The sequence below is a fragment of the Salinivibrio sp. ES.052 genome, assembly GCF_900141775.1.
GTDB lineage: Bacteria > Pseudomonadota > Gammaproteobacteria > Enterobacterales > Vibrionaceae > Salinivibrio.
Map to the genome: position 1 here is coordinate 246,380 of NZ_FSRI01000002.1, position 12,771 is coordinate 259,150.

Annotated in this window: 12 protein-coding genes; 2 read left to right on the plus strand and 10 right to left on the minus strand. The window is 51.6% G+C overall.

The genetic code is table 11. From position 1 onward, the window contains the following. Positions 1-53: 53 nt before the first annotated feature. Positions 54-2,096 (minus strand): oligopeptidase A, encoded by a 2,043-nt coding sequence (gene prlC / locus BUQ98_RS10720; protein ID WP_074213842.1) that lies wholly within the window; start codon positions 2,094-2,096, stop codon positions 54-56. 283 nt (positions 2,097-2,379) lie between these two features. Between prlC and gorA the strand changes: the two genes are divergently transcribed. Continuing rightward, positions 2,380-3,735, plus strand: coding sequence for a glutathione-disulfide reductase (gene gorA, locus BUQ98_RS10725; RefSeq protein ID WP_074214211.1), 1,356 nt, complete (start codon positions 2,380-2,382; stop codon positions 3,733-3,735). Between the two features lie 87 nt (positions 3,736-3,822). Here gorA and BUQ98_RS10730 read toward each other — a convergent pair whose 3' ends face one another. The 4 genes from BUQ98_RS10730 to BUQ98_RS10745 form a co-directional block, all read right to left on the minus strand. Then, positions 3,823-4,176 carry an Hpt domain-containing protein gene (locus BUQ98_RS10730; RefSeq protein ID WP_074213843.1) on the minus strand — a complete coding sequence of 118 codons (354 nt, stop codon included), beginning with the start codon at positions 4,174-4,176 and terminating at the stop codon, positions 3,823-3,825. Positions 4,177-4,541: 365 nt separating this feature from the next. Next, complete coding sequence (locus BUQ98_RS10735; protein ID WP_074213844.1) at positions 4,542-4,799, minus strand: hypothetical protein; 258 nt, start codon at positions 4,797-4,799, stop codon at positions 4,542-4,544. Continuing rightward, entirely contained in the window at positions 4,800-5,579 is a 780-nt protein-coding gene (locus BUQ98_RS10740) for a class I SAM-dependent methyltransferase (protein ID WP_074213845.1), read from the minus strand. It abuts the gene before it with no gap. Between the two features lie 35 nt (positions 5,580-5,614). After that, positions 5,615-8,764 carry an ABC transporter substrate binding protein gene (locus BUQ98_RS10745; RefSeq protein WP_254813923.1) on the minus strand — a complete coding sequence of 1,050 codons (3,150 nt, stop codon included), beginning with the start codon at positions 8,762-8,764 and terminating at the stop codon, positions 5,615-5,617. A 128-nt stretch (positions 8,765-8,892) separates the two neighbouring features. Here BUQ98_RS10745 and asnC point away from each other — a divergent pair, with 128 nt between their 5' ends. Next, positions 8,893-9,354, plus strand: a complete 462-nt coding sequence (asnC, locus tag BUQ98_RS10750) for a transcriptional regulator AsnC (RefSeq protein WP_074213846.1) — start codon at positions 8,893-8,895, stop codon at positions 9,352-9,354. A 74-nt stretch (positions 9,355-9,428) separates the two neighbouring features. Here the strand turns inward: asnC and hemB are convergent, their stop codons facing one another. From hemB to tatA, 5 genes are all read right to left on the minus strand, one after another. Further along, positions 9,429-10,481, minus strand: coding sequence for a porphobilinogen synthase (gene hemB, locus BUQ98_RS10755; protein ID WP_074213847.1), 1,053 nt, complete (start codon positions 10,479-10,481; stop codon positions 9,429-9,431). Between the two features lie 69 nt (positions 10,482-10,550). Further along, complete coding sequence (locus tag BUQ98_RS10760; protein ID WP_074213848.1) at positions 10,551-11,333, minus strand: TatD family hydrolase; 783 nt, start codon at positions 11,331-11,333, stop codon at positions 10,551-10,553. Further along, entirely contained in the window at positions 11,330-12,082 is a 753-nt protein-coding gene (gene tatC, locus BUQ98_RS10765) for a twin-arginine translocase subunit TatC (RefSeq protein ID WP_074213849.1), read from the minus strand. The genes BUQ98_RS10760 and tatC overlap by 4 nt, the downstream gene beginning before the upstream one ends. A gap of 38 nt (positions 12,083-12,120) precedes the next feature. Continuing rightward, on the minus strand, positions 12,121-12,489 hold the full coding sequence (tatB, locus tag BUQ98_RS10770) for a Sec-independent protein translocase protein TatB (protein ID WP_074213850.1): 369 nt from the start codon (positions 12,487-12,489) through the stop codon (positions 12,121-12,123). Positions 12,490-12,492: 3 nt separating this feature from the next. Further along, positions 12,493-12,747 carry a Sec-independent protein translocase subunit TatA gene (gene tatA / locus BUQ98_RS10775; RefSeq protein ID WP_074213851.1) on the minus strand — a complete coding sequence of 85 codons (255 nt, stop codon included), beginning with the start codon at positions 12,745-12,747 and terminating at the stop codon, positions 12,493-12,495. Positions 12,748-12,771: the final 24 nt, after the last annotated feature.

Sequence of the window (12,771 nt, forward strand, 5' to 3'; positions counted from 1 at the left end):
AAAAGCCCGCACCAGTGATGATGCGGGCTTTTTTTGTTGAAGACCTTACAATGCTAAGCAGTAGCAATCCCACAATGACGCAGCAGCGCTTCTGGGCTTGGCTCGCGGCCTCTAAAGCGAACAAACAAATCTTTCGGTGCCTCACTGCCGCCACGGCTGAGAATATGGTTCAGGAAGTCTTCCCCGGTGTCACGGTTAAAAATCCCCTCTTCTTCAAAGCGCGAGTAAGCATCGCTCGACAGCACCTCTGCCCACTTGTAGCTGTAGTAACCCGCGCTGTAGCCACCGGCAAAGATGTGGCCAAACGCATGCGGGAAACGGTTCCACTCTGGCGCTGGCACCACAGAGACCTGCTCACGCACCGCGTTCAGGGTTTCCATAATCCGTGGGCCGACCTCTGAGTCAAACTCACTGAATAAACGGAAGTCGAACAAACTGAACTCGAGTTGACGCAACATCGCCATCGCCGAGTTAAAGTTTTTCGCGGCGAGCATTTTTTCTAGCATGTCTTCCGGTAAGGCTTCTCCCGTTTGGTAATGCCCCGAGATAAAGCTCAGTGCGTCTTGCTCCCAGCACCAGTTCTCTAAAAACTGACTTGGTAGCTCAACCGCATCCCAAGGTACGCCATTGATCCCCGACACATCCGCCACTTCTACTTTTGTCAGCATGTGGTGAATGCCGTGGCCAAATTCGTGGAACAAAGTGACCACTTCGTCATGGGTAAACAGCGCAGGGTCATCGCCCACTGGTGGGTTAAAGTTACAGGTTAAATACGCCACTGGCGTTTGTAGCTCACCGTCTGCTTGACGACGACGAACGCGACACTCATCCATCCATGCGCCGCCACGTTTGTTTTCTCTCGCATACAAGTCAAGGTAGAAGCTACCGCGCAGGGTGCCTTGGCTATCATGAATATCATAAAAGCGCACGCTCTCATGCCAGGTGTCGATGCCTTTACGCTCGGTAATCGTCATGCCAAACACACGATGCATCACTTCAAACAAGCCGGAGAGTACACGTGCTTCAGGGAAGTAAGGGCGAAGCGCTTCGTCAGAGATGGTGTAGCGTGCTTGCTTGAGTTTTTCACTGTAATAAGGGATATCCCAAGGCTCGAGGGCATCAACCCCAAACTCTTCTTTGGCATAGGCTTTCACTTCCGCGAATTCACGCTCACCTTGTGGGCGCGCTTTATCGACCAGATCGTTCAAAAAGCCCATCACTTGGTCTGGGGTTTCCGCCATTTTCGTGGCGAGGGATAGTTCACTGTAGTGATTAAAGCCAAGTAGACGTGCTAACTCATGCTTGAGGCGCAGCGACTCGTTCATCAGCTCAGTATTGTCCCACTGCCCCGCCTGCGGCCCGCGATCAGAGGCGCGCGTGGTAAAAGCTTCGTACATTTCCTGACGCAGCGCTCGGTTATCACAGTACATCATGACTGGCAGATACGACGGGATATCCAGCGTAAATAAGTAACCTTGTTGCGACTTGCTCTCGGCTTGCGCTTTCGCCGCGTTGCGCGCCGATTCGGGCAAACCCGCTAAGTCACTTTCATCGCTAATCAGCTTGCTCCACCCCATGGTGGCATCGAGCACATTATTGCTAAACGACGACGACAGCTCCGACAAACGCTTTTGAATGTCACCAAAGCGGTGTTGCTGGTCGGCTGGCAGAGCAATCCCTGACAGTTCAAAGTCTTGCAGCGCATCGTTAATCGCTTTTTGCTGTGCCACCTCGAGGGCGGAAAACTCCGCACTGTCTTTCATCGCTTTGTATGCTTGGTATAAGCCTTTATGCTGACCACGCCAGGTGGAATATTCTGACAGCAACGCCAGGCAGCTTTCATAGGCCTCACGCAATGGCTGATTATTGACTACCGCGTTCATATGGCTCACTGGCGACCAGATGCGGCCAAGGCGATCTTCCGCCTCCGTGACAGGCACGCTGACAGTATTCCAGCCTGGCTGCTCAGCCGCCGCCGCGGCATCCACCGCTTGACGACAGTCAGCAATCGCAGCTTCCACGGCCGGCTTAACATGCTCTGGTTTGATGGCTGAAAACGGAGGTAAATCTTCAAATTGAAGAAGCGGGTTGGACATAGTGCCTTCCTTTTTGCTGATAAGGCGCTCGCATTGCAAGCCCCGGGAAGATGAGTGACCCTCTTTATATGCCGTCTCCTTCTACGCTTTTCAATCCCTGCATACCCGCCTAAGTGTATTGCGAGCGTTACAAAATGATTCTGAGACTGCTGCCTCACTGCTGGTTTGGTATGCTATGGCTTTGTCGGTCAGAGATGGTGGCTTTACAAGCGACACCAAACACGACAAGCTGACCTCGATATCAATGCCAGTGGCACCCAGTGCCTATAAGATGGAGAAAGACATGGCGAAGCATTTCGACTACATCTGTATCGGTGGCGGCAGCGGCGGTATTGCCTCAGCCAACCGTGCCGCGATGCACGGTGCTAAAGTCGCCCTTATTGAAGCAAAACACCTCGGCGGCACCTGCGTAAACGTAGGTTGTGTGCCTAAAAAAGTCATGTGGCATGGCGCCCAAGTGGCCGAAGCACTCAACCTCTACGCATCAGACTACGGCTTTGATGTGGATGTAAAAGGCTTTAATTGGTCAACCTTGGTCGATAACCGTGAAGCCTATATTAGCCGTATCCACAAGGCCTACGACAATGTGCTAGGCAAAAACAATATCGATGTGATCCGTGGTTTTGCCCGCTTTGTCGACAACAACACGGTGGAAGTGGAAGGTGAACACTACACCGCTGATCATTTCTTAATCGCAGTAGGCGGCACGCCCACCATCCCGAACATTCCAGGCGCAGAGTTGGGGATTGATTCCGACGGCTTCTTTGCCCTGCCCGAGCAGCCAAAACGCGTGGCCGTGGTCGGTGCCGGTTACATTGCCGTCGAGATCGCCGGCGTGCTACATGCCTTGGGCTCAGACACCCACTTATTTGTGCGTAAAGACCGCCCATTGCGCACCTTCGACCCTATGGTCACCGACACCTTGGTCGAAGTGATGGAAAAAGAAGGCCCCACTCTTCACACCCAACACGTCCCCGTGTCGGTCACAGAAGAAAGTGATGGTAGCCTGACTCTGGCCTTTGAAAACGGCACCACCCACAACACGGATACCCTGATTTGGGCGATTGGCCGTCACCCGACGACCGATAAAATCAACCTCGGCGCCACCGACGTGCAGACCACTGCCGATGGCTACATCAAGGTTGACCCCTACCAGACCACCAGCGTCCCACACATTCACTGTGTCGGTGATATCATGGATGGCGGGGTTGAGCTCACACCTGTGGCGGTCAAAGCCGGACGCTTACTGTCAGAGCGTCTTTTTAACGGCCAAACCCATGCCAAAATGGACTATGACTTGATCCCTACCGTGGTCTTCAGCCATCCACCGATTGGCACCATCGGTTTAAGCGAGCCAGAGGCCCGGGCCAAGTTTGGTGATGATAACGTTAAAGTGTACACATCAAGCTTTGCGGCCATGTACACCGCCGTCACGCAACACCGCCAACCGTGTAAAATGAAGCTGGTTTGTGCGGGTGATGAAGAAAAAGTAGTGGGTCTGCATGGTATCGGCTTTACTGTCGATGAAATGATCCAAGGCTTTGCCGTGGCAATGAAAATGGGCGCGACCAAAGCGGATTTTGATAGTGTCGTGGCGATTCACCCTACCGGGTCAGAAGAATTTGTGACCATGCGCTAAGCCGTGTGAGATGGGCTTACATCAAAACGCCGTGTCGACAACACGGCGTTTTTTATTGGTCACTCTCGAGCATGATAAGACAGGCGACTAGTGAGTGAGCTGCGCGCAAAATCGTGCTAAGCCTTCTTTAATGTCCGCTAACGCGGCAGCGGCTTGGTCGGCGGCCTCTTGTTTTGCCGCTTGCTCGAGCGTAAGCGCTTGTTGATACAACTCTAAGGCGGCCAAATTACCTGCACTGCCTTTCATTTTGTGCGCTTCGCGCGCCAAGGCAGCGTAATCGGCATTAGCAAGCTGCTTTTCCATGTTTGGCAGTTGCTGCTCACTTTCTTCAACAAAAATACTGCAAGCCTCATCGAGAAGCGCCGGGCTATCCATTAGCCGGCTTAAGGCTTCTTCTTTATCCCAAACCGATACATCGGCTTTTCCTTGATTGACACTCATGGTGGACCCTTTGTACTTATAGACCTATGTGCCGCGAGGGCTTGTTGATGGCTTTGTCGCCACCTTGTTTCTAATCGTTACTAAGCTTAACTAGCTGCGTCTAGCACATTGCAGATGCAGATAAAATCAGGCTCAATCATGCTCGCTTTTCCCCCAAATCATAAAAAAGAAGTGAGTGCAGAACATGATGGATATGTTGCCTTGGCTAATCGTTTCTGGCCTGATTGTCTCAGTGATCACCGGACTACTAACGGTACTGATGGTAAAAGGCCTCGACTAAGCCCTCAAAGGCTTCATGGTTCGCTATGGAGCCTTTATTTTTCCTTCCGCTTTTTTGCCTTTCTTTGTTTCTTTCTTGTCTTTTTTTAGCTTTTTAGCTTTTTAGCTTTCTTACTCGCTTTTTTCTTAGCTTTTTGCGCCTTTTTATCCGTGTTGTCTCCCTTCTGGGTCACTTTATTCCCGCTTTCAGGGGAAAGTGAAACCGGACGGCATAAATACCCTTTTTCACTGGCGACCCGCGCACACTTGCTACAGGCCGCGCGTGGTGGTGTCGTGATCGCTGCTAAGGCACTTAAATTGGCCTCGACCTCACCCCGTCGCCACTTACACAAAGACTTGGCCATTTACGCCTCCGCACTTAACGCTGCGTTGATGTACATGTCAAAGCGGTTTTTCTTGGTGGTAATACTCGAATGCGGTGGCGTTGCCGCCAAAGGCTCGGCATAATCTGGCCGCTTAACCACCACACGACTCCGTGCGAGCTGGCACGCAGGCGCTAACAATGCATCGGCGTCTGCATCCGCTCCTACCAGAGATTGGAACACCCGCATCTCTTTTTTCACCAAGGCCGCTTTTTTCTTGTGAGGGTACATGGGGTCTAAATAGACCACATCAGGCCGTAGCAATCCTGGCGTTTTCGCCATATCGATGAGTGCTTGCTCACTACTGGCATGCAGCAGTGTCATGCGTGACTGCATCCAGGCGCCAATCTCCACGTCTTGATAAGCACGCTGTAACCCATCATCGAGTAAGGCAGCAACCACAGGGTGCCGCTCAATCATTTGTACCTGACAGCCTAAGGAAGCTAATACAAACGCATCACGACCCAAGCCGGCCGTGGCATCCAACACCCGTGGCGTGACGCCTTTGTTGAGCCCCACCGCCTTGGCGATCGCTTGTCCCTTGCCGCCACCAAATTTTCGCCGATGGCCGACTGTGCCACCAATAAAATCCACATATACGGCACCTAGCTTAGGCTCATCCTGTTTGCGTAGCTCAAGGCGCGCCGCTGTCATGACCAAAGCAAACGGCGAATCTGGGTTGTGTGTAAGTGACCACTTGCTTTTTAATCCCTCGAATTTCGAGGATTTTTCAGGGGCGTCGCAAATCAAACAGAGTTGCACATTGGCTCTCCACGGCTGGTGATGGGCCGAGTATATCAGAGATGGATTTTTTCCTTCATCGTCTCTCGACGCGCAGACCAATTTTTTACCTGCTCCCCCAAGGGGGCGGGTACGCTAAAGTGATAGCCTTGAGCATAATCCACATCTAGCGCTCGCAGTTTGTTGAGAATATGGGCATTCTCGACAAATTCCGCCACGGTTTGCTTACCCATTTGTTTAGCCAAATCATTGATTGCTTTCACCATCGCGTAATCGGTGTCATCGGTGGCGATATCGCGGATAAATTGACCATCGATTTTAATGATGTCGACCGGCAAGCGCTTCAAATACCCAAACGACGAAATGCCCGCACCAAAATCGTCCAAGGCAATCACACACCCCAAGGCTTTAAGCTGAGAAAAGAGCTCGATGGCACTACTCATATTGGTGATAGCCGCCGTTTCGGTGATCTCCAAACAAATACACTCGCTAGGCACTTGAGTTTGCTCAATCGCGGCAATTAAGAAGGTAACGAAATCTTTTTGGGTAATCGACCGTCCCGACAAATTAATGGAGATCTTGCCTAGCTTAGCAATTTGCTCCGGGTGAGCATCAAACCACGCTAGGGTCTTAGTCACCACCACGGTGTCAAGTTGATGTGCCATATTGTAGCGCTCGGCCGCAGGGATAAACATGCTAGGCGGTAACCAGCCTCCCTGGGTGTCACGCATCCGCACCAAGGCTTCAATGTAGAGCGTATCTTGGCTGCCGGGCCGGATATCCACGATCTGCTGCGCATAAATATCAAAGCGGTCGTGGGCAATGGCATCATGGATGTGGCTAACATACGCCATTTCTTGCTCACGACGTTGTAGCTCTTCGTCATCAGGATGATAAAGGTGTAAGCGGTTACGCCCTTCGTCTTTGGCGGCATAACACGCCGTATCAGCCTGAGCATGCACCTGCTGAGGCGAACCGGCGGTGCGATCCAGAAGACGAATACCCAGTGAACACGCTAAACGCATCCGGCTGCCGTGCCAGAAAAACTCACTGTCAGCCAGGGTGCTAAGCAGTTTATGTCCCCAGGTAACCGCCTGCTCTGCCGGGTGGTGATAGGCAATGACACCAAACTCATCACCACCGAGTCGTGATAAGACGGAGCCTTTCGGTAGGTGCTGCTGGATAATTTGCGCAACTTGTTTGAGTGCCTCGTCCCCCGCTTCATGACCCGCGGTGTCATTAATCAACTTAAATTGGTCCATGTCGATGTAGTACATGGCATGACATTGATCTTCTTCTCGCGCTTGTAACAGCGCGGCGGCAAGCTTTTGCTCAAAATAACTGCGGTTATACAGCCCAGTTAAATAATCATGATGCGCTTGGTAGGTCAGCTGGCTTTCCATTTCTCGATGCGCGGTAATGTCTTCGCCGACCACCAGCAATTGCGTTTGATTGTGCATCGCACGTATGGTTTCTCGGACCCAAAGTGTGTGACCATTACCAGCACGATACGGGATTTCACGCCGCCACACCTGCTCTTGGTTGTTATTACCCCGTTTAATCATCCGATGCGGAGGCACTTGATGATCCGCATACAAGGTGGTGATCTTGTGCCCTAATAACGCCGATTTGTCATAACCAAACAGATCGGCGGCATACTGATTGAGCGATTGAATACGGGCTTGGTAATCAATGGTAAGTAGGATCACAGGTTGCTGTTCATACAGCATGCGGTATTCGATTTCGCTACGCTGTAGCTTTTCTTCGGTTTGTTTACGCTGGGTTATATCGCGCGCTTCAAACAATACCTGCTGCTGACCCGACTCACTCGGGAAGCTTTTCACTGCCACATCAAGGATCACTTCACGATGGGCCTCACTTAAACACAACTCGAAGCGATGAGGTTGTGTGGTTTCGGTCAGTTTTAGATGTTCTTCCAACCTGGCAGGGGTGCGCCAGATTGGCCACAACCACACAGGTCGACGCCGGTATGCGGGGCTGACCGTAACCAGTTGCTTAAAGCTCGCATTGCCTGAGACCAAAATACCGTTTTGATCCAACAACGCGATAAATTGGTTACTTTGGTCAAAGACCCCTTTCAACATGGCGCGATGGCGCATTAAGGACGATTCACTTCGCCGAAGCTGACGAATATTGGCCCCCAGCATCACAATTACGCTACCCAGCACCAAGACCGCCAGCGCAACCGCTTGTACGGCGACGGGATGCGCTTGCCAGATCGGCTGGGGGGTGTTGATGATCACCGCATCGTCAAGGGCGCTGACATCCAGCGCCCACCGCTGAATCGCCAGGTAATCAAACATTGTCCGGTTAGTGCTTTCACGCTCCGCGGGTAGTTTGCCATCCAGCACCTCGAGCAATAGCTTTCCCTGATATTGGCCTTGGGTCTTTCCGTCGATCACAATGCCCCCGACCACACCCTGGCCAAGCATAAAGCTCATCGCACCATAGATAGGAACAGGTGCATGTTGAGTGAGTGTGCTTATCCCACTCAGCCGGTCAAGGAATTGCCCATTAGCATCACGGAAATAAGAAAGGTAAAACACGGCCTCACCGTCGTGCATGGCTTGAATTCTATCTTGGAGTGCTGAGAATGAAAGGCTCGATATCCGTACAATATCCAATCCTGAGTCACCGCCCCTCGCTAGCTGCGCTTGCACCACATTCCAATACTGGCGACTGGAAAAGGTGTTATCGAGCAGTAAATAAACACGCTCTAAATCGGGGTGTAGTTGCTTCATCAGCGCCAGGTTGCGCGGCAAATCAACCTCCTCCTTAACACCTGTTAACTGAGGCAGTAGCGGGTAATGCTGGCGACCAAAATTATTTAACCCCGCATACACAACCGGCGTATCACCAATATAATCATGGAGTTCATGGATCAACCATAGTGCCGCGTTATCGGTGGTTAAGATGGCATCAAAGTTATGATTAGTCAGTTTATGGATATAGAGCTTTTTTAGCTGCTCTCGGTATGCCTCCGATTGGTAGCGCTTACTCTCGAGATAGGCATGCTGGAAGGCAATGTCCTTACCTTCCGTCGCCGTCTCTAACCCTTCGACTAACGATTGATTCCAAAAGAAACCAGGATGGTAGGAATGCACCACCAGCACGTCTTTCTGTGCTGCGCTTACACTACTTGCAATAATGAGCAGTAAGCTGCTTAAAAAGTATTTGATCCCCACATCCACTTCCTATTGGTTTGTTGGTATCTTACGGAACAACGCGATACCCTACATTAGGTGTTAACGGAACGACCAAGCAACAGCGTTAACGAAAAACCTGGCCGAGCTACAACAAAAAGATCAAATCAATGAATGAGTTGCCGAAACTGGATGACCTGGATCGCCGAATCCTTTCCACCTTGCTGGATGATGCACGCGTCCCTTACGCGGAAATGGCCAAGCGCTTTAACGTCAGCCCTGCCACCGTCCACGTTCGAGTGGAAAAAATGAAAGCTGCTGGCATCATCGAAGGCACCGAGATCTTGGTGAACACCAAAAAGCTTGGCTATGACGTATGTTGCTTTATCGGCATCAACCTTAAAGCGGCTCGCGACTACCATTCTGCCTTGGACAAGCTCAATCAGCTCGACGAAGTGGTAGAGGCTTACTACACCACTGGGGCTTATAACATTTTTGTTAAGCTGATGTGCCGATCTATCGAAGAATTGCAGTTCGTACTGATTGATAAGCTGCAAGCCATCGATGAGGTCCAGTCCACTGAGACGCTGATCTCACTACAGAACCCGATTAACCGCAATGTTATCCCTTGATTTTTGTGTGGTCACTCATCGCACATAAAAAAACGCCCTTGCGAACGGCAAGGGCGTGAAGGTTATTTTATTGATTAGCCGACTGTCTCTTCCGGTCGCGGTGGTAACGTCGCGCCCGCGTCTTCCGCCAGCCACTCCGCCACTTGCTTGGCAAAATAGGTCAAAATACCGTCGGCTCCAGCGCGCTTAAAGCACAGTAGAGACTCCATCACGGTCTCGCGCTCTTTCAGCCAGCCATTATCAATCGCCGCTTTGTGCATCGCATACTCACCCGATACCTGATAAGCAAAGGTCGGTACCTTAAGTTCATTTTTCACCCGACGCACCACATCCAAATACGGCATCCCAGGCTTGACCATCACGGTGTCGGCCCCTTCGGCAATATCCATCGCCACTTCGTGGAGGGCTTCATCGCTGTTAGCCGGATCCATTTGGTAATTGGCTTTATTGCCGCCTTTTAGATTGGCTGCCGAGCCTAAGGCATCGCGAAACGGGCCGTAATAGTTGGACGCATATTTAGCCGAGTACGCCATGATTTGGGTATGGATGTAGCCATTGTCTTCTAATGCTTCACGAATACGACCAATTCGCCCATCCATCATGTCTGACGGAGCAACAATATCGACACCTGCTTCGGCATGCGACAGCGCTTGCTTGATCAACACTTCCGTGGTCGGCTCATTCATCACATAGCCGTCTTCATCAATAATTCCGTCTTGACCATGCACCGTATAAGGGTCAAGTGCAACATCAGTGATCACCCCCATTTGTGGCACATGCTCTTTGAGCAGGCGCACAGCACGGGGCACTAAACCTTCAGGATTAAAGGCCTCCGAGGCGCAAAGCGTTTTAGCGTCTTTGGGGATCACGGGGAACAAGGCAATCGCCGGCACGCCCAGTTTGGCAAGGTAATCGGCTTCATGCAGCAGCAAGTCAATAGAGAGTCGCTCGATCCCTGGCATGGATGCCACTGGCTCGCGACGGTTTTTTCCCATCAGAACAAAAACCGGATAAATCAAATCACTGGCAGAGAGTGCGTGTTCTGCCACCAAACGGCGGCTAAAATCAGTTTTGCGTGTACGACGCAGGCGTCGAGCAGGAAAGGCGCCTTGAATGGATACGGCCACTGTATCCTCCTTAATATTGCAGACCTGGGCTTTGGGGCAGCGTACTGCCTCGCTATCGTTATGCACCCCTCACTGAATCGAGAAACAGTGCTGAGTGTTTTTTATTGTACAATCAATAACATGTTCAACCGGCTGTTGCCGGAGCCGTGCGATCGTTTGTGCGATGTGCGGCAAATATTTAGGTTCGTTGCGACTACGTTTAGGGCGTGGACGCAGATCGCGCGGCTGTAAATAAGGTGCATCGGTTTCTATCATCAGCTTGTCATCGGGTAGCCAGCTTATCTGTTGCTGAAGTTGCTGTCCGCGGCGTTCGTCGCACAGCCACCCCGTGACACCGATATAAAGCCCTGCTTCTACGCAGTCTCGCAATGCGTTGTCATCGCCAGTAAAGCAATGCAGCACCGCCGCGGGCAGTTTGTCGAGCCACGGACGCAAAATGGCGAACCAGCGATCGTGAGCATCACGACAGTGCATAAACACTGGCATCGAAAGCTCAGCCGCTAGCGCAAGCTGCGCCTCAAACACCGCTTCTTGCTGCGGGCGCGGCGAAAAGTCGCGATTAAAGTCGAGACCACACTCGCCAATGGCCACCACCTCGGGGCGCTGAGCCAGCTGCCGGATAACGCTTAAATTGGCTGAATCGACTGACTTGGCATCATGTGGATGCACCCCGGCAGTGGCATAAGCATAGCGCGGGTAGCGAACGGCCAAATCCGCAGCCGCTTGGCTTTCTTCTATACTCGTCCCCGTCAGGATCATGCCAGTGACCCCAGCCTGCTGCGCGTCGGCCACCACGGTGTCTCTGTCTTGGTCAAAGCGTGAGCTGGTAAGGTTGACACCAATATCGATCATTCGCTGGCCTCTTCAGATCCCGGTGGTTCTGATGGCACATAAAAACGTGATAACAACACACCAAGCTCAAACAATAAACACATGGGGATCGCCAGCAAGGTTTGCGAAATCATATCCGGTGGGGTCAACATCATCCCCACCACAAACGCCGCCACCACCACATACGGGCGTTTGCTCTTCAAGCTTTGCGCGGTCGTCGCGCCTGTCCAAACCAACAATATAATCGCAATGGGGATTTCAAAAGCAATACCAAACGCGAGGAAAAGCGCCAAAATAAAGTCGAGATAACTGGCAATGTCCGTTGCCACCTGCACCCCTTCCGGCGCGATAGACGTAAAGAATCCGAAGACCAGCGGCAGCACCACCCAGTATGCAAACGCGACACCTGCATAAAACAGCATGGAGCTCGACACTAATAGCGGCATCACCAAACGCTGTTCGTGTTTATAAAGACCTGGCGCGACAAACGCCCAGATTTGATAGAGCACCACGGGAATGGCAACAAACACCGACATCACTAAGGTCAGTTTAATCGGAGTAAAAAAGGGTGACGCAACATCGGTGGCGATCATGCTCGCCCCTTCGGGTAGCTTGTCGATCAGTGGCTGCGCAATCAGGCTGTATATATCATTGGCAAAATAGACCAACCCAACAAACACCACTAAAATAGCAATGATGGCACGAAGCAGGCGATTGCGAAGCTCCATCAAGTGGCTAATAAGCGGCTGGGTATCATTCACAGAAGACATGGTGATTTGTTCACAGAAAACATAATGGGTTTAGCTCTCTATCGCTTGTCGGTCGACGAAGCGCCCGAAGGCGTATCCAGATCAGTGGCGTGACTGTCGGTTGGCGTTGAGGAAGACGCATAAGGGCGCTGCACATCGGCAGCACGCTGACGCAAGGTATCCACCGACTCTTGTAACTCAGGAGAGAGATCTTTCATCCCAGCTTGTTCCGCCTTATGCAGATTATCCTGCAATTCTTTGAGCTTGAGCTCTTGTTCCAACTCATCACGCACCGAACCAGCCATACGCTTGGCTGCTCCCACCCAACGCGATATATTACGTATCGCCACGGGTAACCGCTCTGGGCCAAGCACCACTAAGCCAATAATGGCAATGAGCACCAGCTCCCAGAAACCAATATCAAACACCGCTTATACCTGCTCTTTATCGTTTCGCGTTTTGTCGCTTTTCGATGGCTCAGCACTCTCATCTAACGACTTTTGCTGGAAGTCGGCGTCTTTGTCGGTTTTGTCGGCGTGCTTTTCTTCATCATCGCCCATTGCTTTTTTAAAGCCTTTTACCGCTGAACCTAGGTCTCCACCCATGTTGCGTAGCTTCTTGGTGCCAAATAACAATACCACAATCACCGCAATGATCAGCAGCTGCCAAATACTAATTCCACCCATACCGATTCCCTTTAATTCTGTTTG

Excerpts from the sequence above, each read along its gene's own strand:
- prlC (WP_074213842.1), bottom strand. The coding sequence starts at position 2,096 with ATGTCCAACCCGCTTCTTCAATTTGAAGATTTACCTCCGTTTTCAGCC.
- gorA (WP_074214211.1), top strand. The coding sequence starts at position 2,380 with ATGGCGAAGCATTTCGACTACATCTGTATCGGTGGCGGCAGCGGCGGT.
- BUQ98_RS10730 (WP_074213843.1), bottom strand. The coding sequence starts at position 4,176 with ATGAGTGTCAATCAAGGAAAAGCCGATGTATCGGTTTGGGATAAAGAA.
- BUQ98_RS10735 (WP_074213844.1), bottom strand. The coding sequence starts at position 4,799 with ATGGCCAAGTCTTTGTGTAAGTGGCGACGGGGTGAGGTCGAGGCCAAT.
- asnC (WP_074213846.1), top strand. The coding sequence starts at position 8,893 with ATGAATGAGTTGCCGAAACTGGATGACCTGGATCGCCGAATCCTTTCC.
- BUQ98_RS10760 (WP_074213848.1), bottom strand. The coding sequence starts at position 11,333 with ATGATCGATATTGGTGTCAACCTTACCAGCTCACGCTTTGACCAAGAC.
- tatC (WP_074213849.1), bottom strand. The coding sequence starts at position 12,082 with ATGTCTTCTGTGAATGATACCCAGCCGCTTATTAGCCACTTGATGGAG.
- tatA (WP_074213851.1), bottom strand. The coding sequence starts at position 12,747 with ATGGGTGGAATTAGTATTTGGCAGCTGCTGATCATTGCGGTGATTGTG.